The organism is Rhizobium sp. NZLR8, from assembly GCF_019685025.1.
Classification (GTDB): Bacteria; Pseudomonadota; Alphaproteobacteria; order Rhizobiales; family Rhizobiaceae; genus Rhizobium.
This window is the reverse complement of record NZ_JABDVY010000003.1, coordinates 448,062-474,550: the sequence shown is the minus strand read 5'-3', so window position 1 is coordinate 474,550 and position 26,489 is coordinate 448,062. Positions and strand designations below refer to the sequence as shown.

Annotated in this window: 22 protein-coding genes; 12 read left to right on the top strand and 10 right to left on the bottom strand. The window is 61.2% G+C overall.

What is annotated here, in order from left to right:
• Window positions 1–8: 8 nt before the first annotated feature.
• From glyA to HJB89_RS09760, 4 genes are all read right to left on the bottom strand, one after another.
• Complete coding sequence (gene glyA, locus HJB89_RS09775) at window positions 9–1,307, bottom strand: serine hydroxymethyltransferase (RefSeq protein WP_221149660.1); 1,299 nt, start codon at window positions 1,305–1,307, stop codon at window positions 9–11.
• Between the two features lie 215 nt (window positions 1,308–1,522).
• Window positions 1,523–2,824, bottom strand: coding sequence for a murein L,D-transpeptidase (locus HJB89_RS09770; RefSeq protein WP_221149658.1), 1,302 nt, complete (start codon window positions 2,822–2,824; stop codon window positions 1,523–1,525).
• A gap of 441 nt (window positions 2,825–3,265) precedes the next feature.
• Window positions 3,266–3,781 (bottom strand): transcriptional regulator LdtR, encoded by a 516-nt coding sequence (gene ldtR, locus HJB89_RS09765; RefSeq protein ID WP_007626316.1) that lies wholly within the window; start codon window positions 3,779–3,781, stop codon window positions 3,266–3,268.
• A 128-nt stretch (window positions 3,782–3,909) separates the two neighbouring features.
• On the bottom strand, window positions 3,910–4,347 hold the full coding sequence (locus HJB89_RS09760; RefSeq protein ID WP_207583720.1) for a DUF6163 family protein: 438 nt from the start codon (window positions 4,345–4,347) through the stop codon (window positions 3,910–3,912).
• Window positions 4,348–4,575: 228 nt separating this feature from the next.
• Between HJB89_RS09760 and hemB the strand changes: the two genes are divergently transcribed.
• The 6 genes from hemB to HJB89_RS09730 all read left to right on the top strand — a co-directional run bounded on the left by hemB (window position 4,576) and on the right by HJB89_RS09730 (window position 8,660).
• Window positions 4,576–5,589 (top strand): porphobilinogen synthase, encoded by a 1,014-nt coding sequence (gene hemB, locus HJB89_RS09755; RefSeq protein WP_207583719.1) that lies wholly within the window; start codon window positions 4,576–4,578, stop codon window positions 5,587–5,589.
• A 72-nt stretch (window positions 5,590–5,661) separates the two neighbouring features.
• Entirely contained in the window at window positions 5,662–6,120 is a 459-nt protein-coding gene (locus HJB89_RS09750) for an RDD family protein (protein WP_207583718.1), read from the top strand.
• 207 nt (window positions 6,121–6,327) lie between these two features.
• Window positions 6,328–7,104: an arginyltransferase gene (locus HJB89_RS09745; RefSeq protein ID WP_207583717.1), complete on the top strand. Its 777-nt coding sequence runs from the start codon at window positions 6,328–6,330 to the stop codon at window positions 7,102–7,104.
• Entirely contained in the window at window positions 7,105–7,992 is an 888-nt protein-coding gene (locus tag HJB89_RS09740; protein ID WP_207583716.1) for a DMT family transporter, read from the top strand. It begins immediately after the preceding gene.
• A 57-nt stretch (window positions 7,993–8,049) separates the two neighbouring features.
• Window positions 8,050–8,271, top strand: a complete 222-nt coding sequence (locus tag HJB89_RS09735; protein WP_207583715.1) for an AbrB/MazE/SpoVT family DNA-binding domain-containing protein — start codon at window positions 8,050–8,052, stop codon at window positions 8,269–8,271.
• Entirely contained in the window at window positions 8,271–8,660 is a 390-nt protein-coding gene (locus tag HJB89_RS09730) for a type II toxin-antitoxin system death-on-curing family toxin (protein WP_221149656.1), read from the top strand. Before HJB89_RS09735 ends, HJB89_RS09730 begins: the two co-directional genes overlap by 1 nt.
• Here HJB89_RS09730 and HJB89_RS09725 read toward each other — a convergent pair.
• Both HJB89_RS09725 and parC read right to left on the bottom strand, forming a co-directional pair.
• Entirely contained in the window at window positions 8,650–9,108 is a 459-nt protein-coding gene (locus tag HJB89_RS09725; protein ID WP_207583713.1) for an SRPBCC domain-containing protein, read from the bottom strand. The two genes, HJB89_RS09730 and HJB89_RS09725, sit on opposite strands and share 11 nt — an antisense overlap.
• A 223-nt stretch (window positions 9,109–9,331) precedes the next feature.
• Window positions 9,332–11,587: a DNA topoisomerase IV subunit A gene (gene parC, locus HJB89_RS09720; RefSeq protein WP_207583712.1), complete on the bottom strand. Its 2,256-nt coding sequence runs from the start codon at window positions 11,585–11,587 to the stop codon at window positions 9,332–9,334.
• A 235-nt stretch (window positions 11,588–11,822) separates the two neighbouring features.
• Between parC and HJB89_RS09715 the strand changes: the two genes are divergently transcribed.
• Window positions 11,823–13,010 carry a hypothetical protein gene (locus HJB89_RS09715; protein ID WP_209885612.1) on the top strand — a complete coding sequence of 396 codons (1,188 nt, stop codon included), beginning with the start codon at window positions 11,823–11,825 and terminating at the stop codon, window positions 13,008–13,010.
• An 87-nt stretch (window positions 13,011–13,097) separates the two neighbouring features.
• Here HJB89_RS09715 and HJB89_RS09710 read toward each other — a convergent pair whose 3' ends face one another.
• Window positions 13,098–13,739: a TetR/AcrR family transcriptional regulator gene (locus HJB89_RS09710; RefSeq protein WP_221149655.1), complete on the bottom strand. Its 642-nt coding sequence runs from the start codon at window positions 13,737–13,739 to the stop codon at window positions 13,098–13,100.
• Between the two features lie 66 nt (window positions 13,740–13,805).
• On the opposite strand from HJB89_RS09710, the gene HJB89_RS09705 reads away from it, so the two are divergent.
• A complete protein-coding gene (locus HJB89_RS09705; RefSeq protein WP_221139874.1) occupies window positions 13,806–14,975 on the top strand; it encodes a serine hydrolase in 1,170 nt (389 codons plus the stop codon).
• Window positions 14,976–15,037: 62 nt separating this feature from the next.
• On the opposite strand, the gene aspS is transcribed toward HJB89_RS09705, so the two are convergent.
• Window positions 15,038–16,828, bottom strand: a complete 1,791-nt coding sequence (gene aspS / locus HJB89_RS09700; protein WP_221139873.1) for an aspartate--tRNA ligase — start codon at window positions 16,826–16,828, stop codon at window positions 15,038–15,040.
• A gap of 257 nt (window positions 16,829–17,085) precedes the next feature.
• On the opposite strand from aspS, the gene HJB89_RS09695 reads away from it, so the two are divergent.
• The 4 genes from HJB89_RS09695 (at window position 17,086) to HJB89_RS09680 (ending at window position 22,437) form a co-directional block, all read left to right on the top strand.
• Window positions 17,086–18,474, top strand: coding sequence for a multicopper oxidase family protein (locus tag HJB89_RS09695; protein WP_207583707.1), 1,389 nt, complete (start codon window positions 17,086–17,088; stop codon window positions 18,472–18,474).
• A 159-nt stretch (window positions 18,475–18,633) separates the two neighbouring features.
• The gene (gene rnd, locus HJB89_RS09690) at window positions 18,634–19,779 is read left to right on the top strand and encodes a ribonuclease D (RefSeq protein ID WP_221115254.1); all 1,146 of its coding nucleotides are present in this window, start codon (window positions 18,634–18,636) and stop codon (window positions 19,777–19,779) included.
• 132 nt (window positions 19,780–19,911) lie between these two features.
• Window positions 19,912–20,973, top strand: a complete 1,062-nt coding sequence (locus tag HJB89_RS09685) for an adenylate/guanylate cyclase domain-containing protein (protein ID WP_221115255.1) — start codon at window positions 19,912–19,914, stop codon at window positions 20,971–20,973.
• Between the two features lie 105 nt (window positions 20,974–21,078).
• Window positions 21,079–22,437, top strand: coding sequence for an esterase-like activity of phytase family protein (locus HJB89_RS09680; RefSeq protein ID WP_221149654.1), 1,359 nt, complete (start codon window positions 21,079–21,081; stop codon window positions 22,435–22,437).
• Between the two features lie 286 nt (window positions 22,438–22,723).
• On the opposite strand, the gene ppx is transcribed toward HJB89_RS09680, so the two are convergent.
• Window positions 22,724–24,244, bottom strand: coding sequence for an exopolyphosphatase (gene ppx / locus HJB89_RS09675; protein WP_221149653.1), 1,521 nt, complete (start codon window positions 24,242–24,244; stop codon window positions 22,724–22,726).
• 11 nt (window positions 24,245–24,255) lie between these two features.
• Window positions 24,256–26,460 carry an RNA degradosome polyphosphate kinase gene (locus HJB89_RS09670; RefSeq protein ID WP_221115258.1) on the bottom strand — a complete coding sequence of 735 codons (2,205 nt, stop codon included), beginning with the start codon at window positions 26,458–26,460 and terminating at the stop codon, window positions 24,256–24,258.
• Between the last annotated feature and the right edge of the window lie 29 nt (window positions 26,461–26,489).

The window sequence follows — 26,489 nt, the reverse complement described above, 5'->3', positions numbered from 1 at the left end:
GCTACTCCTTATCCCATGTAGTCGTACATTGGAAAGCGGTCTGTGAGGTTGACCACCTTACCACGCACGGCGGCTTCGACGGCGGCATTGCCTTCATCGGAATTGGCGACTTTCAGGCCGTCGAGAACCTCGACGATCAGATTGCCGATTTCGCGGAATTCGGCTTCCTTGAAGCCGCGCGTCGTACCGGCCGGCGCGCCGAGACGTACGCCCGAGGTGACGAAGGGCTTTTCCGGATCGAAGGGAATGCCGTTCTTGTTGCACGTGACGTAAGCGCGGCCGAGAGCTGCCTCAGCGCGTTTGCCGGTGGCGTTCTTCTTGCGCAGGTCGACCAGCATCAGATGGTTGTCTGTGCCGCCGGAGACGACGTCGAGGCCGCCCGCCATCAGCGATTCGGCAAGAGCCTTGGCGTTCTTGACGACCTGGGCGGCGTAATCCTTGAACTCAGGCTGCAGCGCCTCGCCGAAGGCGACGGCCTTGGCGGCAATGATGTGCATCAGCGGTCCACCCTGCAGACCGGGGAAAACGGCCGAATTGAATTTCTTCGCCAGATCCTCGTCATTGGTGAGGATGACACCGCCGCGCGGGCCGCGCAGCGACTTGTGGGTCGTCGTCGTCGCAACATGGCAATGCGGGAATGGCGACGGATGCTGGCCGCCAGCAACGAGGCCGGCAATATGGGCCATGTCGACCATCAGGTAAGCGCCGACCGAGTCGGCGATTTCGCGGAACCGCTTCCAGTCCCAGATACGGGAATAGGCAGTGCCACCGGCGATGATCAGCTTCGGCTTGGTTTCCTTGGCCTTGCGCTCGACTTCATCCATGTCGAGCAGGTTGTCGCCTTCACGCACGCCATAGGAGACGACATTAAACCACTTGCCGGACATGTTGACCGGCGAACCATGCGTCAGGTGGCCGCCCGAATTCAGGTCGAGGCCCATAAACGTATCGCCGGGCTGCAGCAGCGCCAGGAACACGGCCTGGTTCATCTGCGAGCCGGAATTCGGCTGGACGTTGGCGAAATTGACGCCGAACAGCTTCTTGGCGCGTTCGATCGCCAGCTCCTCGGCGATATCGACGAACTGGCAGCCGCCGTAATAACGCTTGCCGGGATAACCCTCGGCATATTTGTTGGTCATGATGGAGCCCTGAGCTTCCAGCACGGCGCGGGAGACGATGTTCTCGGAAGCGATCAGTTCGATCTCGTGCCGTTGGCGACCGAGTTCCTTTCCGATCGCACCGAAAATCTCGGGATCGACGTCCGCAAGCGAGCGGTTGAAGAAGGACTCGGTGGAAGCATTGGTCATGGGCGGGCTCCTCAACTGGAATGCGCTGAGGTATTAGCCTTCCGCTGTGGCAAGGGCAATACGAAGAACGACATTTGCTGAGCAAACCGCGCGCTTCCGCTCTTTTGCGGCCGCGCCGCGCCGAAGACGAGCGGTCACGTTACCGAGCGCCCGCCCCGGCATAAAAAACCGCGCCGGGAAGGCGCGGTTTGAAGATGCGATGCAGAGGCCGCCGCCTACTGGACCGGCTGTTCCATGCCGGCCGTCGTATCGAGCGCCAGCTCGGCATTGCCGTCCATCTGGTAGATGTCGTCGCGGAACTGGACGACGCCGTCCGGCATGCCCCAGGCCGAGATGTAGACGAAATAGACAGGAACTTCGGTGCCGAGTTTGATCGGCGTGTTGACGCCGGTTGCGATCACCTGCTCCATCTGCTGACGGTTCCAGCCGGGGGTCTCTCGCAGCAGCCAGTTCGTCAGGTCGCGCACGTTCTGGACGCGGACACAGCCCGACGATTCGAAGCGCATCAGCTTGTTGAACAGGCCCTGCTGCGGCGTGTCATGCATGTACTCGCCGTTCTTGTTATAGAAGTTGATCTTGGTCGACGCCATGGCGTTGATCTTGCCGGGGTCCTGACGGAACATCAGGTTCGGCGCCTCGCCGTTCCAGTCGACGGTCTCGGGGGCGACTTCATTGCCCTTGCCGTCGATCAGGCGGATGGCGTTCTTTTCGAGATAGGTCGGATCCTTGCGCATCAGCGGCATGATGTCCTTCTCGACAATCGAGCGCGGCGCGGTCCAATAAGGATTGAGGACGACCTCGTAGATCTTCGAGTTGACGAGATGAGTCGGGCGGCTCAAGCGGCCGACAACCGCGGTGTGGCGCGTTGCGACACTGCCGTCTTCAACGGCCTCGACATAGGCAGCCGGAATGTTGACCATCACGTGGCGGCGGCCGAGGTCCTCGGGAAACGTCTGCAGGCGGATGATATTGGTGTTCAGCTGCTGCAGGCGAACGTCGGCCGGGATGTTCAGCGCCTTCAGCGTGAATTCGCCGAGGACACCGTCGGACGGCAGGCCGTGGCGTGCCTGAAAGCGCTTGACGGCGCCGTCGACGTAGGAATCGAAGGCGCTCGACATTCCGGCCTCGCGCGGCAAGTCGCCGGTTATCGCCAGACGCTGGCGTAGCGCCTGGACTGCGGGATGGCTGACGCCGAGCTGCAGGCGCTGGTCGCCGGGATTGACTTCAGGCCAGCCGCCGGCAGCCGCGATCTGCTGATACTGCGTGATCGCCTGCTGGGCGCTGGCGACCGATTGGGGCCCAAGGATCGGGGTATTGGAAACGACGGCGCTTGCCGTACGCGAAGCCGCCTTGGCGTCAAACTGGTCGTCCCAGTTGCCGCGGCGCGGTGCATTGATCAGCGTATCGAGCGCCGATTGCGCGAAGGCCGGTGCGGCAATCGCGCTGGCGCCAACCGTTGCCGCGGACGCAAGGAAAGCGCGGCGCGAGAGAGCTTCAATTCCGTTTTTCTTCGACATAGTCCCAACCACTGAATGCGGCGATAAAGAGAAGCCGCGGCTCTTTGAGATATCACTGCGCTTTAACGCAGATCTCCGTGCATTTGTTGTCCCGGCACATCAAAACTTTCCGCTTGCCCCATCACAAGATTGCGATGCGACAGCCTGAGCGTCCTGATCGGTCCATTGAAAGCGCCGGTTGTTAAGCCTTCCGCTGCCACACCAATATGGCCAATTCGTGTTATCGGGCCGAAAGACGGATGACCCGGCTACCGGAAATACGACACAACGAACCATGACGCGCTAAACCGTGCCGGTTAATAACGGCTAAAAGACGGCTTGAATACCGCGATAATGCTTGCCCGCCTTTGCGTTGCAAAGATGCCACTCGACAGCAAACGGCAAAACCGGACGCGCAGGGACACGTCCGGTTTTCTGCAACCCTGAAGGAGGTCAAGGGTCTTAGAGGCGATACATGATGCTGTCGTTCCAGAAGCGGTCCAGACGCTGGAGCAGCTTGTTCATCTGGGTGAATTCGTCGGTGCCGATGCCGCCGACCTTGTCGATCGAGGTGATGTGGCGTTCGTAGAGCTTGCCGACCGTTTCGGCGATGTCCTGGCCGGTTTCGGTCAGGCTGATGCGGACCGAGCGACGGTCGATGCGCGAGCGCTGGTGGTTGATGAAGCCGAGGTCGACCAGCTTCTTGACGTTGTAGGAAACGTTGGAGCCGAGATAGTAGCCACGCGAGCGCAGCTCGCCGGCGGTCAGCTCGGAATTGCCGATGTTGAAAAGGAGCAGCGCCTGGATGGCGTTGACGTCGCTGCGACCCTGACGGTCGAACTCGTCCTTGATGACGTCGAGAAGACGGCGGTGAAGACGTTCAACAAGATGAAGGGATTCCATGTAAAGATCACGGATGCCCTGATCCTGCTGGTCACGGAAGTTCGATACCGCCTGCGGCTTGATTTTCGTGTTCATATTGACTGCCTCACTGTTTGTTTGGCGGTGTATTTTCTTCCCGCCTTGAGTGAGACCCTATCGAATACATATAAAATTCGACTTAAACCGCAGGCTTAACGGAGCCTTACCGGTAGCCCCACGTTGTCTCAGGGTAAATCAACACTTACCTGGCGGCGATGGCGGCGCTTTTCCAACCAGAGCAGCAGGCGGAAAATCCAGTAAACCACGGCGACAATGACATGCAGCAGGATGATCAGCCTGTTGGGGCCGAAAATATCCGGCAACAGGCCATACATCAGGATTTGCCCGCCGGCAGCCAGCACCCAGATGACCGGACCCCAGGAGACGGTGAGCCAGAGGCCGAGGGAGGCGACGGGAAAAAGTACGGCGAGGCTGGTGCTCGCCACCTTCCATGGCAGGCTCAAAAGATCGAAGCGGCCGGCGCCGACCAGCGAATAGCCGACGAGCATTGCCCAATATTGCAGGCCGAACCAGAAGCAGGATATGGCAACCAGTCTCAGAAAGAGAATGAAGAGGATATCCGCCAGTGTGCGTTTCGGTATCGTCGGGGAATCGGTTTCCATAGCGCAGACATCGGTTTGGGGTTGCATCTTCTTAAAGAGCGCCTCGCGTCTGTCGACGCGCAAACGACGCTCTATCATATCGAGTGCGCGCATAATGCCGAAAAATCGACTTTGATTTCGGCATTATGCGCCAGGTTTTTCCGCCGCGGCCAATCGCCCGGTTTGGATTTTCAAGGCGCCATGATAATGAGCGCTCCAATAAATGGAATGGCCCAAGGGGCAGATATCATGCAGGACAGGACGCATCTCGTCGACGACATCACCGGCCATCGCCGCATGCGGCGCAACCGCAAGTCGGACTGGACACGCCGGCTGGTGCAGGAAAACCGGCTGACGGTCGACGACCTGATCTGGCCGATTTTCATCGTGCCAGGTTCCGGCATCGTCGATCCGATCGCGGCCATGCCGGGGGTCAACCGCATGAGCATCGACAAGGCGGTCGAGGCCGCACGCGAAGCGGCCGGCCTCGGCATTCCCGCGATTGCCACCTTTCCGAACATCGAGATGGAACTGCGCGACGAGACCGGCTCGAACAGCCTCGAAGCCAACAATCTGATCAATCAGGCGACGGCGGCGATCAAGAAGGCGGTGCCCAATATCGGCGTCATCACCGACGTCGCGCTCGATCCCTTCACCAGCCACGGCCATGACGGTATTCTGAGAGACGGCGAGATCGTCAACGACGAGACGGTCGATCAGGTAGCACGTGCCGCGGTGATGCAGGCGGATGCGGGCGCCGACATCATTGCGCCATCGGAGATGATGGACGGACGCATCGGTGCGATCCGCATGGCGCTCGATGCGGCCGGCCACCAGAGCGTCGGCATCATGAGCTATGCGACGAAATTCGCCTCCGCCTTCTACGGCCCCTATCGCGAGGCGATCTCGACCGGCGGGCTGCTGAAAGGCGACAAGAAGACCTATTATATCGACCCGGCCAACGGCACCGAGGCGATCCGCGATGCGGCCCTGGACGTCGAGGAAGGCGCCGACATGCTGATGGTCAAGCCCGGCCTGCCCTATCTCGACATCTGCTGGCGGATGAAGGAGGCCTTCGGCCTGCCGACCTTCGCCTACCAGGTCTCCGGCGAGTACAGCCAGATCAAGGCGGCGGCGATGAACGGCTGGATCGATGGCGAACGGGCAATGCTCGAAACGCTGCTGTCGTTCAAGCGGGCGGGATGCGACGGTATCCTCACCTATTTCGCGATCGAGGTGGCGAAAATCCTCAGCAGGCGATGAATCCGGCAGAAATGTTGTATTTGGTTCTGCCGATACCATATCTGCGGCATCGCTTTTCCGCAGGAGATTGAGATGAGCTACAACCCCAATCCGCTTTATGCCGCACCGGAGGACTGGCGCACCTATAGCGGCGTGTTGAGCCGCCGTGTCTTCGCCTTCATCCTCGACTATCTGATCGTGCTGCTGCTGTGCATCCCCGCGGCGATCGTGCTGTTCTTCCTGTCGATCGTCACGCTCGGGCTCGGCTTCCTGCTCTACCCTGCCCTCTTCGTCATCGTCGCCGGCATCTACTTCGGCCTGACTGTCGGCGGGCGGAGCCAGGCCTCGCTCGGCATGCGCGCAATGGGGATCGCCATCGTGCGCGTCGACGGTCGGCCGATGGATTTCCTGACGGCAATCGTGCATCTGGCGCTGTTCTGGATCCTCAACTCGGTGCTGACGCCGCTCATCCTGCTTGCCGGCCTGTTTACCGAACGCAGCCGTCTCATCCACGACCTGCTGGTCGGCACCGCAACGGTCCGCACGGCCTGAGCGTTGGGCCGAGATCACGGCTGAAACCACTAGGCGGAGACGAAATAAAGTCTCCGCTTTCTCTTTGCCCGGGGGCGCGAGCGCTCCATATCTAAAATTAGAAGACCGATATGAACGGCGAGAACCGTCCCGCTGTTGACGTTTTTTATTCTTAGGTCATGCTGTCAGGAAACGGCACGGTCTCGACAAAGGAAATTTCCGCGACAGATGAATACGCAGACAACGCCATCTCCGCAGTTTTATCTGACGGCTCCGGCTACGTGTCCGTATCTGCCGCATGAGATGGAGCGTAAGGTGTTTACCCATCTGGTAGGGCCCCGCGCTGCCGAGATGAACGACATCTTGACGCAGGGCGGTTTCCGCCGCTCCCAGAATATCGCCTACCGCCCGGCCTGCGAATCCTGTCGCGCCTGCGTTTCCGTGCGCATTCTCGCCCAGGAATTCGAGCCAACAAAATCGATGAAGCGGGTGCTTGCCGCCAACTCCGATGTCATCGCCACCGAATTTACAGCCCAGCCCTCCAGCGAGCAATATTCGCTTTTCCGGCGTTATCTGGATTATCGCCACCAGCAGGGCGGCATGTCAGACATGACGGTGCTCGACTACGCGATCATGGTCGAAGACACGCATGTGAATACGAGAATCGTCGAATACCGCCAGCGTGAAGAAGGCTCCGGACTGGAGCAGCGGCCGAAGGGCGAGCTGCTTGGCGCCGCTCTTACCGACACGATGAGCGACGGGCTATCGATGGTCTATTCCTACTTCAATCCCGATCTCGAGCGGCGTTCGCTCGGCACCTTCATGATTCTCGACCATGTCAGGCGCACGAAGGCGCTCGGCCTACCGCATGTCTATCTCGGCTACTGGGTTCAAGGATCGCGAAAAATGGACTACAAGACACGCTTCCAGCCGCAGGAACATCTGACGCCGCGCGGCTGGGAACGTTTCGATCCCGCATCCATGCCCGAAAGCCCCCACGACTGAATGTTCTCCACCGCTCTTTCCGATCACCGGAAGGGCCTCCTGCTGACGGCGATCGGCGGGCTGGCGCTTTCCATGGATATTCCGCTGATGCGGCTTGCGGACGGCGAGCTGTGGTCGATCCTTGCCGCGAGGAGCATCGCGACGCTGGGTGTGACGTTGCTGGTCGTCGCAGTGCTGCGGATCTTGAACGGGCGCTGGCCGCTGCTCGTGCCGGGCTGGCCGGGCCTCGTCACCGGCCTGCTCTACGGACTGACGACGGTGATCTTTCTTCTCGCCGTCTTCAACACGTCGACGGCCAATGTCGTGTTCATCGTCGCCTTCAATCCGATGTTCGCCGCCCTTCTTTCCTGGATTTTCCTGAAAGAACGGCCGGCGCCGGCAACGCTGATCGCCATGGCGACGATGATCTTCGGCGTCGGCCTGATCGTGCGGGACGGGCTTTCGGGCGGCCATCTGTTCGGCGACATCATGGCGCTGCTGACCGCCTTCATCATTGCCGCCGCCATCACCATCAGCCGCGCTTCCCGCCGCGACATGGGCTTTGCCTCGCTGCTTTCGACGGTGCTGCCGGCGGCGGTCGGACTCGCCTTGGTCATGCCGGCCGGCGGTTTTTCGATCGAGCATCCCGGTTGGATCCTCTTTAACGGCGCGGTCGTGATGCCGCTTGCCTTCTGGTGTCTGGCGACGGGGCCGCGTTACCTCTCCGCGCCCGAAGTCGGCATGTTCTACCTGCTCGAAACCGTGCTCGCACCGATCTGGGTCTGGCTGATCTTTGCGGAAACCCCGGCAACCATGACCCTGGTCGGTGGTGGCATCCTGGTGGCGGCGATCGCGGCACATTCGGTCTGGATGGCGCGGCGGAGAAGCATCCCGCAACCGGCGGAGTAGATGTGTCGTCTCTTTGTCTCCATGTTATAACGTCGTTATTACACTGAGGGTAAAACGATGAACGTCACGATCCGTAGGATCGGCAATTCCGAGGGAATTATCATCTCCAAGGAGGTTCTCGACCGGCTTGGATTGAAGACCGGTGATTCGCTGGAAATGCAGGTTGAAAATGGCGGCATCACTTTGAAGCCGACTGACGAGGATTTGTCGCGTCAGCTCGAGGCCGCACGATATTTCATGGACAAGTATAAGGTCGCTTTGAAAAAGCTCGCCGAATAATGGCCTTCAAATTCCTGACGAGGCCCTTGGTCGAGAGCCTGCAGAAAATGCAGATCGATCGCTTCGGCGGACTTGCTGGATTGAGTGACGATGGCGCGCTGGGGTCTGCTCTCGACCGGCCGATGCACAAGGCGCATTGTGGCTGCGACGACGTCATCGAACTCGCCGCCGCCTATCTTTTCGGCCTTGCCCGCAACCACGCCTTCGTAGACGGTAACAAGCGGATTACGATCGTAACTGCAGGTGTTTTCCTTCTCGAAAACGGCTACGAGATCGAAACGACCGACGCCAATCTCTACGCCTTCGTGCTTGCCGCCGCCACCGGCGAGATCGACGAAGAAGGTGCTGCCCGCTTCCTCAGGGATTTCAGCGTACCGCTCAACCCGTAGCCTTCATCTGCTGCTGTTCCAGCTCCCTGCCCAGCCCTTCGACCACATGCGCCCAGCCTCGCCGGGTCTTCTCCTCGTGTTCGGCCCACTCGGCGCACATTTCGTGGGTCAGCGTCAGACGGCTGCCGCCGCCGAGAGGCTCGATGTCGATTTCGACACGGTCGCAATTGTGATCATGCTCTTCGACGGAGAAGCTGAAGACCATGCGTTGCGGGCGCTTCAGTTCCAGGAAGACACCCTGGTGAAAGGCGTCGCCTGTGGGACGGCGGTCGACGACGAAGAAACGACCGCCGACATGCGGATCGATATCGGCGCGGATGACATGACCGTCGTCGGTGGCAAACAGGAAGCGGCGGGCGATTTCGGGGTTGAGCCAGGCGTCGTACACCACAGACGGCGGCACGCTGTAGGTTTGGCTCACATGCAATTTGATGGTGCTGGCGGGCATCGATTTTCCTCCGGTAAGGGCGCGCGCACTTTTTCAAGTGCACGGGTCGCGGCCATTTCGCCCGCCTGCGAAAACCGGCCTTATCCTATTTTTGCTGACAGGAATTAGATAGAGGATTTGCCACGCCCGCCAAGAGCCGGGCACGGAAATATAATTCCTCTAATCGGTACTGATCTAAAGAATTATGCAGAAAATCAAAGCGTTACAGCCAAGACGTCTCGCCTCAGCCGGCAAATTTACCGCTGCGCGGAAAACCCTTCGGCACGGTGCGGCCGGCGGTGGCGCGGTCGGACAGCCATTCGGCAAGCTCGTCCTTGTTCTTCGTGAAGGTGCGGCCGGCGCTGTCTTCCCAAACGAGGCCGGTTGATATCGCGAAGCAGCGGACGTCGGAAATGCCGCCATCCTTGTAGCGTTGCAGACGCACGCCCTTGCCGCGCGACATTTCCGGCACCTGCGCCAGCGGAAAGACCAGCAGCTTGCGGTTTTCGCCGACGACGGCGACATGATCGCCGCCGACGGGCACGAGCAGCTGCGTTTCCTCGGGCAGCGCGACGTTCATGATCTGCTTGCCCTTGCGGGTATTGGCGACCAGCTCGGCCTCCGGAACGACGAAGCCGTTGCCGGCTGTGGAGACGATCAGCCGCTTGCGCGAGGGATCGTGAACGAAAGCGGTCAGCACCGCCTGGTCGTTGTCCATGTCGATGATGATGCGCAGCGGCTCGCCGTGACCGCGACCGCCCGGCAGCTTGTCACCGCCGAGCGTAAAGGCCTTGCCGCCTGTGGTGACGATCAGGATCTTGTCCGTCGTCTGCGCCGGGAAGGCCAGCTTCAAGCCGTCGCCTTCCTTGAAGGTCAGCGTCGCCGTATCGGCGATATGGCCCTTCAGCGCGCGGATCCAGCCCTTTTCGGAAATGACGACGGTGATCGGTTCCTTCTCGATCATCGCCTGCTGGATTGCTTCCTCGTCGGTTTCGGGTGCGTCGGCAAACTGGGTACGGCGGCGACCGACCTCGGTCGCCTTGGCGAATTTCTTCTTCACTTCGCCGATTTCCCAGGCGACCGTCTGCCATTGCTTGTCGTCGGAGGCAAGCAGCGCCTCGATCTCACCCTTTTCCTTGGTGAGTTCGTCGAATTCCTTGCGGATCTCGAACTCCTCGAGCTTGCGCAAGGCGCGCAGCCGCATGTTGAGGATCGCCTCGACCTGAATGTCGCTGAGATCCCAGCGCGCCATCATCACCGGCTTCGGCTCATCCTCCTCGCGGATGATCTTGATCACCTCGTCGATGTTGAGATAGGCGATCAGAAGGCCGCCGAGGATTTCGAGGCGCCTGTCGATCGCCGCCAGGCGGAAGCGCGAGCGGCGCTGCAGGACCTCGCGGCGGTGATCCAACCACTCCTTCAGCACTTCGTTCAGCGCCATGACCCGCGGGATGCGGCCCATGGACAGCACGTTCATGTTGAGCGGGAAGCGGCTTTCCAACTCCGTCAGCTTGAACATCGATTCCATCAGGATCGTCGGATCGACGCTACGGGTCTTCGGCACCAGGACGACACGGATGTCCTCGGCCGATTCGTCGCGGATATCTTCCAGCAGCGGCAGCTTGCGGGCGATCAGCAGTTCGGCGATCTTCTCGATCAGCCGCGATTTCTGCACCTGGAAGGGAATTTCGGTGATGACGATCTGGTAGCCACCTCGGCCGAGATCTTCCGTCTGCCATTTCGCCCGTACGCGGAAACCGCCGCGGCCGGTGCGGTAACTCTCGATGATGCTGTCGCGGCTGTCGATGATGATGCCACCGGTCGGGAAGTCCGGGCCGGGAATGAATTCGACGAGCTTTTCGACGGTCGCATCGGGATGTTTGATCAGATGCAGTGCGGCGTCGCAAAGTTCGTGGGCATTGTGCGACGGGATCGAGGTCGCCATGCCGACGGCGATGCCGGAGGAACCGTTGGCGAGCAGGTTCGGGAAGGCGCCGGGAAGGACGACCGGCTCGGAATTCGACTCATCGTAGGTATCGCGGAAATCGACGGCATCCTGATCGATGCCTTCGAGCAGCAGTTCGGAGACCGCCGTCATCTTCGATTCAGTGTAACGCATGGCGGCTGGACTGTCGCCATCGATATTGCCGAAATTGCCCTGGCCGTTGACCAGCGTGTAGCGCTGCGAGAAATCCTGGGCGAGACGAGCAAGCGCGTCGTAGATCGATTGGTCGCCGTGCGGATGGTAGTTACCCATCACCTCGCCGACGATCTTGGCGCATTTCCTGAAGGCCGAAGTCGGCCGCAAGCCCATCTCGTTCATCGCATAGACGATGCGGCGGTGAACGGGCTTCAGACCGTCGCGCACGTCAGGCAGGGCGCGGTGCATGATGGTCGACAGCGCATAGGCGAGATAGCGCTGCTCGAGCGCCGCCTTGAGGTCGACCGGTTGGATGTGATCGTCGTCTCCGCCGGAAGGCGGCAAAATCTCTTGTCCCATAGGTTCTGACTAGCCCAGAAGAGGCTGCTGGGCAAGGAATCCAGGTCATAGCAGCTGTGGATGAAGTCTTGGCACCGACATCAAAGGATGAGACAAACGTTCCGCCGCAATTCGGATTTCGTTTGCCGTTCCTTTCAACGGAAATTTAGAAGTCCGCAAATATAAAGCAGGCCCAATCCGTAGTAGCGTAACTGCAGATTTCCAACCGCCATCACGCCACCAGAGGAATCACCCCATGAACTTTTACCGGACAACGCGGCTGATGCTGTCGGGCGCCGCCATTTTCTCGCTCGCCGGCTCGGCTTTCGCTCTCGATGGCACCGATCTGCTGAAAAAGATCAATGCCGCCTATGCCGCCCAGGGCGGGACGATTGCCGCTGAGGCCGTCGATATCGACGGCACGACCGTGACGTTGAAGAATGTCACCGTCAAGCCGACCGGTGGCGAAAGCCTGCCGATCGGCGAAATCACCCTTTCCGGCGTCGAAGAAGACGAGGATGGCGGCTATTACATCGAAGAAGCGGCCTTCCCCGACATCAACAAGACGGGAGACGGCGTTACCGTGACGGCGCAGGAGCTGACGCTCGGCGGCATCTCCGTGCCGGCAACGGCGGGCGGCGACACGCTCGACACGATGATGCTCTATGAAACCGCCCACACCGGCCCGGTGAAGGTGGTTAAGGACGGGGCGGAAGTGTTCTCGCTGCTCGAAACCAACATGAACCTGACGCTGCGCGAAGACGAATCCGGCTTCGATTTCGACGGCGCCTTCAAAAGCATGAAGGCCGATCTCACCAAGACCGAGGATGCGCAGAGCAAGGATGCGATCGAGAAGCTCGCCCTGCAACACGTCCAGGGCGACATCACCATGAAGGGCGCCTGGGAACTCGCCCCCGGCACGATCGACGTTTCGGAATTCGCCTTCGACTTCACCAACGTCGGCAAGCTGAACCTCGGCTTCAAGATCTCGGGCTATACGATGGCCTTCATGAAATCGATGCAGGATGCGATGAAGGAATCCGAAGCTGGTGCGAACAAGGACCAGTCGCAGCAGGCGCTGGGCCTCGCCATGCTCGGCCTGATGCAGCAGCTTTCCTTCGAGGCCGCGCAGGTGCGTTTCGAAGATGCCTCGATCACCAAGCGTGCGCTGGATTATGCCGGCTCGCAGCAGAACATGTCGGGCAAGCAGATGGCGGATTCGCTGAAGGCGATGACGCCGATCATGCTGGCGCAGCTCAATATCCCGGAACTGCAGAATGCCGTTTCGGCAGCGGTCAATACCTTCCTCGACGATCCGAAGAGCCTGACTGTCAAGGCCGCTCCTGAAAAGCCGGTGCCGTTCCCGACGATCGTCGGTGCCGCCATGGGCGCTCCGAATACGCTGCCGCAGGTGCTCGGCGTCAAGGTTTCGGCCAACGACTGATCGCATCGATCTGATGACGAAAGGCCCGGCAGTGCGTGACTGACCCAATAGCTGGTGTCAGTCACGCACTGCCGGGCCTTCTCGTTTTCAGGCGCGGTGGCGGGCGAGTTCGGCAATGGCGAGACTTGCGATCTCCAGCAATTCCTCAAGCGATGCGCCGTCCCTCGCCTGCACCGACATGCCCTGGACGATAGCGCCGAGGAACCGCGCAAGTGCGCGAGGCTTCGCCTCGGCGCTGATGTCGCCCTCGCGAATGCCGCGCTCGATCCTTGCCGCATAGGCCTCCAGCGACCGACGACGCAGCGCCGCCACGTGGTCGGCGATCAGATCGTTCTCGCTGGCGCAGTTCAGCACAGCCGTCGAGATCATGCAGCCTTTCGGATGTTCCGGCGCCGAAAACCTTGCGGCCGAGCCCCGCAAGATCCGCTCGAAGGCGGAGACGGTATCGATCGGCTCGCCGAGCGCGGAAGAGGTTTCGGCGCCCAGCGCCCGATATTGCTCCAGCGCCGCGCGATAGAGATCGGCCTTCGAGTTGAAGGCGGCATAGAGGCTTTGCGGCGTGATGCCCATGGCGGCCGTCAGATCGGCAATCGAGGCGCCCTCGTATCCGTGCGCCCAGAAGGTCTCGCGGGCGGCTGAAAGAACCGTCTCACGGTTGAAGGCGGGGGGGCGACCGCGGCGGCGGGCGGTAGGATTTTTCACGTCTGCACTATTTTTCACAACGATCACTCTAGAAATCCCGCTCCACTTGTCTAATTCAGGAATGGTCATTGTGATTATAGAAGGTTTGATCTGATGAGTCTTCCCCTCGAAACGGCGAATGCCGACAGGAATTCCTTGCTTTCGGCTGCCGTCGATACGGCAATAGCAGACGCGCTCGACGAAAAGCGGCTGGTCGGGACGGTCGTGTTCGTCGCCCGCGACGGAGAGATCATCCATCGCCGCGCAGCCGGCCTCGCCGACCGCGAAAACGATCTGGCGATGGGCGAGGACACGATTTTCAGGCTAGCCTCCATCACCAAACCAATCGTCACCATCGCTGCGATGCGGCTCGTCGAGCAGGCGAGAATCGGGCTCGACGACCCGGTGACCCGATGGCTGCCGGAGTTCCGCCCGAGGCTGCCCGACGGCAGCGAAGCAACCATTCGCATCCGCCACCTGCTGACCCACACATCAGGCCTCGGCTACGGCTTCTCCGAAGAGGACGGCGGCCCCTATATCAGCGCCGGCATTTCCGACGGCCTCGATCAACCGGGACTGCCGCTCGCCGAAAATCTGCGGCGGATCGCCAGCGTGCCGCTGCGTTTCGCGCCGGGCAGCGACTGGCAGTATTCCCTTGCCATGGATGTTGTCGGCGGCATCATCGAGGCGGAAACCGGCATGCCCTTGGGTGGGGCCGTTGCCGAACTGGTGACGAGACCGCTTGGGCTTGCCGGCACCGCATTTTCGGTTCGTGACCGCAACCGGCTTGCGGCGGCCTATATGGACGCTTCGCCGGAACCGGCGCTGATGGGCGAGAATGCGCTGGTGATGTCGCAGATGGGTCCCATCCGTTTCGCGCCGAACCGCATCTTCGACCCCGCTTCCTATCATTCCGGGGGCGCCGGCATGGCGGGAACGGCGGCTGACGTGCTTTCCGTACTCGAAACCATCCGTAGCGGTGGCGCGCCGCTGCTATCGACGGAAACCGTACGGATAATGATGACAGACCAGGCCGGCGGGCACCGCCAGCAGCACGAACCCGGCTCCGGCTTTGGCTTCGGCTGGTCTGTCATCACCGATCCGGCCGAGGCGGGCGTCCCCTTCCCCAAGGGCACGCTGAAATGGGGCGGCGTCTATGGCCACAGCTGGTTCATCGACCCGGTCAACGGGCTGACCGTCGTTGCGCTGACGAACACGACGCTGGAGGGCATGTGGGGCAAGTTCACGGTCGATCTACGCGAGGCGATCTACGCGGCATTGTGAACGACAGCAAAAAGCCCGACGACATCGGTCGCCGGGCATTTGCATTGGGGATCAGACGATCCTCAGTCCTTCTTGACCAGCGGGATCGGCCGGATCGAGAGTTCACGCAGCTGTGTCGGCGCTGCCGGGCTCGGCGCGCCCATCAACAGATCCTGGGCCTGCTGGTTCATCGGGAACAGCGAGATCTCGCGCAGGTTCTTCGCGCCGACGAGCAGCATGACAACGCGGTCGATACCGAAGGCAGCACCACCATGCGGCGGTGCGCCGTACTGGAAGGCGCGGTAGAGGCCGCCGAAACGGTCTTCGACATCCTGCTGGCTGAGGCCCACCTTCTCGAAGGCGGCGACCATGGTTTCCGGCGACTGGTTACGGATCGAGCCCGAGGCGATTTCGAAGCCGTTGCAGACGGCGTCATACTGGAAAGCCTTGATCGTCAACGGATCCTGGTTCTGCAGTGCGTCCAGGCCGCCCTGCGGCATCGAGAACGGATTGTGGGCGAAATCGACCTTCTTGTCTTCCTCGCTCCATTCGAAGAAGGGGAAATCGACGATCCAGCACAGTTCGAAGCGGTCGCGGTCGACGAGGTTCAGTTCCTCACCAGCCTTGGTGCGAGCCTCGCCGGCAAACTTGTAGAATTTTTCCGGCTCGCCGGCGACGAAGAAGCAGGCATCGCCATCGCCGAGACCGAGCTGGGTGCGGATGGCGTCCGTGCGCTCCTCGCCGATGTTCTTGGCAAGCGGGCCGGCACCTTCGAGTTTGTCGTTCTCGCTGCGCCAGAAGATGTAGCCGAGGCCGGGCTGGCCCTGGCTCTGCGCCCAGGCGTTCATGCGGTCGCAGAAGGCGCGCGAGCCGCCGGTCTTGGCCGGGATCGCCCAGATCTGAACCTTCGGGTTCGAGGCGATCATGCCGGCGAAGACCTTGAAGCCGGAGCCGGCGAAATGCTCGGTCACGGCTTCCATGACGATCGGGTTGCGCAGGTCCGGCTTGTCCGAACCATATTTGCGGATCGCCTCGTCATAGGGGATGCGCGGCCATTCCTTGGTGACCGGCTTGCCTTCGGCAAACTCCTCGAACACGCTTGTCATCAGCGGGCCCATCGTGTCCCAGACGTCCTCCTGGGTGACGAAGCTCATTTCGAGGTCGAGCTGGTAGAATTCGCCCGGCAGGCGGTCGGCGCGCGGGTCTTCATCGCGGAAGCACGGCGCGATCTGGAAGTAACGGTCGAAACCCGCCACCATCAGCAGCTGCTTATACTGCTGCGGCGCTTGCGGCAGAGCGTAGAAGGTACCGGGATGGATGCGCGAGGGTACGAGGAAGTCGCGTGCGCCTTCCGGCGAAGAGGCCGTCAGGATCGGCGTCGTATATTCGGTGAAGCCGACATTGCCCATTTCTCGGCGCATCGCCGAGATGACCTGGGTGCGCTTGACGATGTTCTTATGCAGCGTTTCGCGGCGAAGATCGAGAAAGCGGTACTTGAGGCGAACGTCTTCCGGATAGTCCGGCTCGCCGAAGACCGGCAGCGGCAATTCCTTGGCGGCGGAGAGCACTTCGATCTCCTGAGCGTAGAGCTCGATTTCGCCGGTTGCCATGGTCCTGTTGACGGTGTCGTCGGTGCGGGCCTTGACGAGGCCGTCGATGCGGATCACCCACTCGCCGCGCACAGTCTCCGCCATCTTGAAGGCCGGGCTGTCGGGATCGGCGACGACCTGGGTAATGCCGTAATGGTCGCGAAGGTCGATGAAGAGAACGCCGCCATGGTCGCGGACCCGGTGGACCCAGCCAGAGATGCGGACGGTCGAGCCGACATCCGTCTTGCGGAGGGCGGCGCATGTGTGGCTGCGATAGCGATGCATGATCTCAAATCCTGGCATGTGGCTTAAGACGGCAGCAAGGGCTCCAAGAACCCTCAAGCGCCGACAAGAAAATCGGGCGGAAAAGCGCATGGACGCTCCGATTTGTCAAGGCTTGGCGCGTGCCACCCGCGCGTTTGGCACCCGTTTGTGGCGGGGGCGCGCCCCATATGCCGCGGCAGATTGGCCGCACTTCCCGTATTGATGAAGGAGCGGGTCAACTTTAAAAGGATTTGGCATTATCACTGTGGAGCCTCCGCATGCCTCTCCTGACCCGCCGCAACCTTCTCAAGGCATCCGCTGTCGCGGGCGCCTATGGCGTCGGTATCGGCATTGCCGGTAAATTCGGGCTTGCCGAGGCAGCCCCCGAGCCGCAGCTGCTGACGGCGGTAAAGACCGAGGCCATGCTGACCGAGGCGGGACCGACCCGGGACATTATGAGCTGGGGCCAGGACGGCATGCCGCCGGTTCTCCGGATGAAAAAGGGGCGACCCTATGCGGCGCGGCTGAAAAACGAACTCGACGAGCCGACGACGATCCACTGGCATGGGCTTCGCATCGACAACCGCATGGACGGCGTGCCGTTCATGACGCAGCCCTACATCTATACCGGCGACAGCTTCGACTATGCCTTCTCGCCGCCCGATGCCGGCACGTTTTGGTACCATCCGCATTGCAACACGCTGACGCAGATGGGCCATGGCATGACCGGCGTCATCGTCGTCGAAGATCCGGCCGATCCAGCATTCGATGCGGAAATAGTGCTGAACCTGCGTGACTGGCGGCTCGGCGGCGACGGGCAGTTCATCGCCGCTTTCAAGCCGCGCGACGCTGCCAAATCGGGGACCTACGGCACCGTGCGCACCGCCAACTGGCAGCAGGAGCCGCAATATGACGCGCCCGCGGGCGGGCTGGTGCGGCTGCGCATCGCCGTCACCGACGTGACGCGGATCTTTTCACTGAAGATGGAAGGGGCGGTTGCGAGCGTAATTGCGATCGACGGCAATCCGGTACCGAAGCGTTTTCCGCTCGATCTCCTGCAGATCGGCCCAGGTCAGCGGCTCGATCTTGCCGTGCGCATACCGGACAGCGAAGGCGCTGTCGCGACGCTCGAAGATATACGCGGCACCACGCCGAAGACGATCGCCAGCCTGCGCGCAGTCGGATCATCGTTGAAGCGCGATATCGGCGATCTCGGGCCGCTTGCCGAAAATCCGGTGGCGAAGGCGGATCTTTCCGCCGCCGAGCAGATCCCGCTGGTGCTGAGCGCCACGGCCGAGAACACCGCCGTCGAGAGCATCTGCGGCACGCTCGGCTACAGTTTCTGGGCAATCAACAAGGTGCCGTGGCCGGGCGACACGCCCGATCCGACAGCACCGCTGGCGGAACTGAAGCTCGGCAAGAGCTATGTCTTCAACCTAGAGAATACCACGCCGCACGCACATCCGATCCATCTGCACGGGATGAGCTTCACGGTGATCTCCTCGACCAGGCAGGTGATGCCGCTCGTCTCCGATACCTATCTCATCCAGCCTGACGAGAAGGTGCAGCTCGCCTTCGTCGCCGACAATCCGGGCGACTGGCTGCTGCATTGCCATATCATCGAGCATCAGAAAACCGGGATGACCAGCTATCTCAGGGTGAGTTGAGGCAGCGTGCGCTCGTTGCGACGGCGGCGGTCTTGGCCTTGCCTCAGTTTCGACGTGATTCTTGCCCAGCAATGCTCGAAGCGTATGCTGTTGTATTGACATATCGAAGCGAAAGGAGAAGGAAGGTTCAACCGACCTTTTCCTTGCGAATGAAATGATATGATCGAAACCACCGCCGATTTGGCGGCCGCCTGCAAAGAGCTGGCCAAGTCCGACTTCATCACCATCGACACCGAATTCCTGCGCGAGACGACCTTCTGGCCGGAGCTTTGCCTGATCCAGATGGCAAGCCCGACAACCGAAGTTCTCGTCGATCCGCTGGCCAAGGGTATCGACCTCACCCCCTTCTTCGAGCTGATGGCCGATCCGAAGGTGCTGAAGGTCTTTCACGCGGCGCGTCAGGATATCGAAATCATCTTCAATCGCGGCAATCTCATTCCGCATCCGATCTTCGACACGCAGGTCGCCGCCATGGTCTGCGGTTTCGGCGACAGCGTTTCCTATGACCAGCTGGTCAGCCGGATCAAGAACGTCCACATCGACAAGTCGTCGCGCTTCACCGACTGGAGCCGCCGGCCGCTTTCCGACAAACAGCTGGAATATGCGCTGGCCGACGTCACCCATCTGCGCGATGTCTACCTGTCGCTGAAGGCGGAACTCGATCGCGAAGGCCGCACCTCCTGGCTCTCCGAGGAGATGGACATTCTCGAGGCGCGCGAAACCTACGACATGCATCCCGACGATGCCTGGCAGCGGCTGAAGATGCGATTGCGCAAGCCGCAGGAACTGGCGATCCTGAAATATGTTGCCGCTTGGCGCGAACGCGAGGCGCGGGCGCGCAATGTGCCGCGTTCGCGGGTGCTGAAGGATGATGCGATCTACGAGATCGCCCAGCAGCAGCCCAAGGATACCGAGGCGCTTGGCCGGTTGCGTACCATTCCGAAAGGCTGGGAGCGCTCGACCTCCGGCGCCGCCGTCATCGAGGCCGTCAACACAGCACTCGCTCTTCCGAAGGCCGATATGCCACATGTGCCGCGCCAGGCGCAGGCGCCCGAAGGGGCCGCTGCTGCCGTCGAACTGCTGAAAGTGCTGTTGAAACTGATTTCGGAAAAGCACGGGGTGGCGCCGAAGGTGATCGCCAACAGCGAGGATCTCGACAGGATCGCCGCCGAAGGCGAGAAGGCCGAAGTCTCTGCCCTGCACGGCTGGCGGCGCAATCTTTTCGGCGAGCCGGCGCTGCAACTAATCCAGGGTGAGATCGCTCTGCGCTTCGTCGACCGGAAGGTCGAGACCATCAGCCTCTAGCGTGATTTCAAAGTGTTACAGCTCCGCACGTCTGTCTGACGCGCGGCGCTGTAAGACCGCATCGAATTCGCTTGACGCTTTTTTCCCAGCTGAAACAATGGCTGGAAGAACCATTATTTGGCGAAGGACGGCATGCGGGAAATATCTCCGACGCAGAACTGGATCCTGATCACGATCGTTCTGGCCGCCAGCGGCGTCGTCTATGATCTGATGTTCTACTCCAATCAGACGCCCGTTGTCGGCGCAATCTTCGCGCTGTTCATCGGCATGCCGATCGTCGCCTTCGAGCGCAAGGCGCTGTTCCGCGGGATGTACAGACGTATCCAGAGGCTGCCGACCTTCGCCTTCATCATCAGCGAACTGGTGATCTACGAAATCCTGATGAGCCTCGGCTTTGCCTGCGCCGCACTGCTGCTCTCGGCAGTCGGCATCGTGAAGCCGACGTCGTTCCTCGATCTCGTCATCATGCCCTACGAGGTCTTCCTCTATGCGCTTGCCGTCTGCTCGGCGCTGATCTTCATCCTGCGCGTGCGGGAACTGCTCGGCCGCGAGGTATTCCTCAGCATGCTGGTCAGCCGCTATCGCAATCCGGTCAGGGAAGAGCGTGTATTCCTCTTCATCGATCTGGTCGATTCGACTGCTTTTGCCGAAAAGCATGGCGACCTCCGCGCGCAGCAGCTGCTGAGCTCGCTGTTTGCGACCTTCGCCGAGCCGGTCAGGCGCCACAAGGGCATGATCAACGACTATGTCGGCGATGCGGCGATCATCACCTGGCCGCTTGCCCGCGGCGTCAAGAATGCGCGTTGCGTGCGCTGTATGTTCGACATCCTCGCCGATATCGAAGCCAATGCCGCCGGCTGGCGGAAAAGCTACGGACATGTACCGAAGCTGCGGGCCGCTCTTCACGGCGGCGAGATCATCACCGCCGAAATCGGCGTCGACCATCACAAGATCAGCTATTTCGGCGATACGGTGAACACCACCGCCCGGCTGGAGACGCTCTGCCGCACTCTGAACCGGCCGGTGCTGATCTCCACTGAGCTTGCCCGACGCATGAACTTTCCCGACGACATCGCTTGCGAGGATCTCGGCACCCATGCCGTCAAGGGACGCGGCCAGGCGCTCGGCGTCATGGCGCTTTCTTCGCGTGCGGTCACCGTGCTGAATAAGCCGGCGGTCATTCTGCACGGCTGAGCGACCGTTCTGCTGCGCGTCACCAAAGCTTCACCCAACCGTCAATTCGCTGACACGGAAGCCCTGCTAAGCGGAAGCCATTCGCATCCGTTCCATGGGGATATTATGAAGACCATTCTTTTTGCTTCCGTATCGCTTTTCATTCTGGTCGCGGGCTCCGCTTACGCCGACCAACAGCAGTTCCCGGCCAAGCTCGCCGGCCAGGCGATCCTTCCTGCCAACACCATGGTTCCAGCTCCGGCCGATGCTCCTGAGTTCCTCAAGCATTCCGGCAAGTTCACGACGGCGGACCGCAAGCGCACCGAGGCGCTCGGCACGGTGCCCGGCAGGGATGGCGCACGCGTCACCGACCTGAAGCTTCCCTTCGACGGTCAAGCGATCCAAGGCTTCTCGGGCATCAAGACGATGGCCGACGGCACCTTCTGGACGCTCACGGACAACGGCTTCGGCTCGAAGGCCAATTCCTCCGACTCCATGCTCTTCCTGCACCAGATGAAATTCGACTGGGCGACCAACAAGGCTGACGTCGTCAAGAACCTCTTCCTCTCCGATCCCAACAAGATCGCCCCCTTCCCGATCGTGCTCGAAGGCACCGACACGCGTTATCTCACCGGCGCCGACTTCGACATCGAATCGATCCAGCCGGTTGCCGACGGTTTCTGGCTCGGCGACGAATTCGGTCCTTATATCCTGAAGTTCGACACGGCAGGCCGCCTCACCGACGTCATCGCGACGACGCTCGACGGCAAGCCGGTGCTTTCGCCCGACAATCCGCTGATCCAGCTTCCGGGCAACCCGACCGCGAAGATGCCGGTCTTCAACCTGAAGCGCTCCGGCGGTTTCGAGGGCCTCTCCATGTCTAGGGATGGCTCCAAGCTCTACGGCCTGCTCGAAGGCGCCATCTACAAGGATGACGGCCAGATGGAAACGGCCGATGGCCACACCGCCGTCCGCGTGATCGAGTTCGACGTCGCCGCCAAGAAGTGGACCGGCCGCAGCTGGCTCTATCCGTTCGAAGACAAGGGCGTGTCGATCGGCGACTTCAACATGCTCGACGACAGCACCGCTCTCGTCATCGAGCGCGACAGCGGCGCCGGCACCAAGGACAAGGCCTGCGCCGACCCGAAGCAGCCAAAGCCGGATTGCTTCGAAGCCCCGGCCGAGCTGAAGCGTGTCTACAAGATCGAGTTCAACGACGCCAATGTTGGCAAGGCCGTCCGCAAGATCGGCTATATCGACCTCCTGAATATTCAGGACCCCGACAACAAGAAGAAGGCCGGCAGCAAGGATGGCGTCTACGACATGCCGTTCGTGACGATCGAAAACGTCGACCGCGTCGACGCCACCCACATCATCATCGGCAACGACAACAACCTGCCCTTTTCAGCCGGCCGCGCCGTCGACAAGGCCGATAATAATGAGTTCAGCCTGCTTGAGGTTGGTGAGTTTTTGAACGCGAAGTAATTTGGGTTTGATGGGAGATGGAGGGGCGGTGCGTGAGCGCCGTCTTTTTCGTCTGGTTGGGCGGGTACATCGTACGGCATGCCGTGCCAGCCCCCCCTCTGCGCTACCGGGCATCTCCCCCACAGGAGATCACAAGCGGCTTGGCCTTCCCACCTCTCTACCGTTTCGTCGCGCTGCAACGGCAATTGTTTTGGGAAACCGTTGCGCCCAGCCGATCTCCCCACCTGTGGGGAGATGGCCGACAGGCCAGAGGGGGCCGGCACGGCACAGCGACCGTTGTACCGCCCTACTCGAACAGAAACGCCAGCCGTTTGTTCGTCAGCTTCGACAGCTGCTGCAGGCGGCCGTCCAGGCGTTCGCCGGCGAAATCGCGGTATTCGGGGGGCACGACGAATTCGAGGTCGATGTCCGGGTTCGACGACTTGCGGAAGGTCAGGTTCTTGACGATTCCGGGCATCGAGGCCGAGAAGAGGTAGACGACGCGCAGCATGCCGCCGAGCAGCTTGGCGCGCTCGATGAACTGGGGTGTGGCGATCTGCGCCAACGGGCCTGTTGCGCCGTCGTCGTGTAGCCCTTCGAAACGGTAATAGTTGCTGAGCGCGATGAAGGCGCGGCCGGGATGGCTGATGCCGACGAAGGAAGAGTGAGCGATGACGTTCAACGCCTGCAGGCCGCGATAGTCGGGATGGGCACGCCAGCTGATATCGGCAAGCAGACAGGCGGCCTGACGGTAGCGGCTTTCCTCTTGCGTTTCCTGGACGCCAAAGAGAGGCATCATGCGGCCGGTCCATTCCGCCAGTTCGCGGGCATGCTCGGGCGAACGCGCACGCAGGATCGCCAGTTCGCCGGCGGCGGCAAGCAGCGGATCAAGGCGACGTTCGCCCTCCGACAGCAGCGAATAGAGATATCCCTCACGCACACCCTGCGCCGAGAAGGAAATCACCGACGGCTTCATCGCGCTCAGCACTTCCTTCATGGCGACGGCGCCGAAGGGCAGCAGCGAACGGCGGTGCTTCGACACCGCCTGCAGCGCCGGCTCCTTGGAATCGCGCGCGCTGACCACCTGTTCGAGGAACAGCATCATCGCTTCGAGCGAGACCTCATAGCCCTGCATCATGTGCAGCGGATAGTTGGTGAGCTCCATGTGCAGCTTGGCGATATTTCGCCAGGTGCCGCCGACGGCGTAGAAGGTGCGCCCCTCGCCTTTCGACAGCAGCTTTGCCGTCTTCACCTGCTTGCGGGCAAAGGTCCGGGCTTTGGACAGCGAGCCGCCGGCATATTCCGACAGGCGCAGGCCGCCGAGCGGCAGCGTGATGCCCTTGCCGACTTCCTTGCCCCTGATATCGATCAGCTCCAGCGAGCCGCCGCCGAGATCGCCGGCGATGCCATCGGGATTGTAAAAGCCGCTGATGATCCCGAGCGAGGCGAATTTCGCCTCCTCCTCGCCCGAGAGCACGCGGACCTTGCGGCCAAGGATGGTTTCGGCCTGATGGATGAAATCAGGACCGTTGCTCGCCTCGCGCGCGGCGGCCGTCGCCAATACATACATGGTGGCGGCGCGCGCCTGATCGGACAGCGCCTTGAAACGGTGCAGCGCCACCAAAGCCCGACTGACGCTGTCTTCATCCATCTTGCCGCTAAGGGCAATACCCCTGCCGAGGCCGCAGAGAACCTTTTCGTTGAAGAGGACGGTTGGCGAACGGGACATGCCTTCGTAGACGACTAGACGAATGGAATTCGATCCAATATCGACGACGGAGACCGGGGCGATCCCCGGAAGGCGCCCCTGGGCTTCAGATTCAACCATTTGGTCCAGTTTTACTTGTTGTTGCGGCCTTCGAGCAGGCCGGCGATCAGCTTCGGCGCACTGGACTTCAGAGCTTCACCACGGCCCGACAGGCTCGGATTGGTCATGAAATACTGCTGCGCATTGAACGGTTCCTCGCCCCTGCGCACTTCCATGCGCCGCGACGTACCGTCGGGCAATATCTCGTAGCTTTGTTGATTGTCAATCACGTTGCCGAGCATAATCTGTGACAAGACCTGCTCGTGAACGGTCGGATTCGTCAGCGGAACCATGGTTTCAACGCGGCGATCGAGGTTTCTCGGCATCATGTCGGCCGAACCGATGTAAACCAGCGCCTTGTCGGACGGCAGGCCGTGGCCGTTGCCGAAACAGAAGATGCGGCTGTGCTCGAGGAAGCGGCCGATGATCGACTTGACGCGGATCTTTTCCGAAAGGCCGGGCACCTGCGGACGCAGGCAGCAGATGCCGCGCACGACGAGATCGATCTCGACGCCGGCATGGCTGGCGCGATAGAGCGCATCGATAATGTCGGGATCGACAAGCGAATTCATCTTCATCCAGATCGCCGCCGGGGCGCCGTTCGTGGCGTGCTGAATCTCTTCGTCGATGTGGCGCAGGATACGCGGGCGCATCGTATAGGGTGAGATGGCGAGCTGCATGCTCTGTTCCGGCTCGCCATAGCCGGTGATGAAATTAAAGATGTTCGCCATGTCGTGGGCGATGACCGGATTGCAGGTGAAATAGGACAGGTCAGTGTAGATCTTCGCGGTGATCGGGTGGTAGTTGCCGGTTCCGAGGTGGCAATAGGTCCTGAGCTTGCCTTCCTCGCGGCGGACAACCATCGACATCTTGGCGTGGGTCTTGAGTTCGATGAAGCCGAAGACGACCTGCACGCCGGCGCGCTCGAGATCGCGCGCCCAGCGGATGTTCGCCTCTTCGTCGAACCGAGCCTTGAGCTCGACCAGCGCCGTCACCGACTTGCCGGCTTCGGCGGCGTCGACCAGCGCGCGGACGATCGGGCTGTCGTTGGAGGTGCGGTACAGCGTCTGCTTTATCGCCAGGACGTCAGGATCGCGCGCAGCCTGGAGAAGAAACTGGACCACCACGTCGAAAGATTCGTAGGGGTGATGGACGACCATGTCCTTTTCGCGGATGGCGGCGAAGCAATCGCCGGCATGTTCGCGGACGCGCTCGGGAAATCGCGCATTGTAGGAAGGAAACCTGAGATCCTCGCGCGGCGCCTTAGTGATCTCGGACAGAGTGTTCAGCGCCAGAAGGCCCGGCAGAACGGCGACGCGATTGTCGGGGATATTAAGCGCCTGAACGACGAACTGGCGCAGCGAGGCCGGCATTTCCGAGTCGGTCTCGATACGGATGACCTTGCCGCGGCGGCGCCGCTTCAGCGCCGTTTCGAAGAAGCGGACAAGATCCTCGGCCTCTTCCTCGACTTCGATATCGCTGTCGCGGATGACGCGGAACGTACCGGAGCCCTGCACCTCGTAACCCGGGTAGAGCCGGTGGATGAAGATGTTGGCGACATCTTCCAGAGTGATGTAGCGGATCGTGTTTCCATCATCCGGCAAACGGACGAAGCGGTCGAGCGCCGGCGGCAGGCGCAGCAACGCCGTCATCGGATCGCGGCCATTCTTGCTGACGAGTTGCAGGCCGATCGAGAAGCCGAGATTTGGAATGAACGGGAACGGATGGGCCGGATCGATCGACAGCGGCGTCAAGACAGGAAAGATCGCCTGTTCGAATTCGGCGGCCAGCCACTGGCGATCGGCATCGCTCAAAGCGCCGGGGCGGACGATCAGGATGTCTTCCTTGGCGAGATACTGCTGCAGCACGGCCAGCGAGGCCTGCTGCTCCATCTGCAGATGGTCGATTTCCTGCAGGATCGAATCGAGCTGCTCGGCCGGCGTCTTGCCGTCGGGGCTGCGGATGACGATGTTCTGGCGCACCTGGCCCTCGAGGCCGGCGACACGCACCATGAAGAATTCATCGAGGTTGGCGGCCGAGATCGACAGGAAGCGAACGCGCTCGAGCAGCGGATGCTCGGTATTCAACGTTTCTTCCAGGACGCGGCGGTTGAACTGCAGCCAGGAGAATTCTCGGTTGATGAAGCGCTCGGGGCTCTTAAGCAGCTCTTCCAGCGGGGGAGTGTTGTCGTTGGATTGCGGAGTAAGTTCCTGATGTTCTGCGACTGCGCTATCCATAGACCGTTTACCCCGCTCTCAATCGCCGA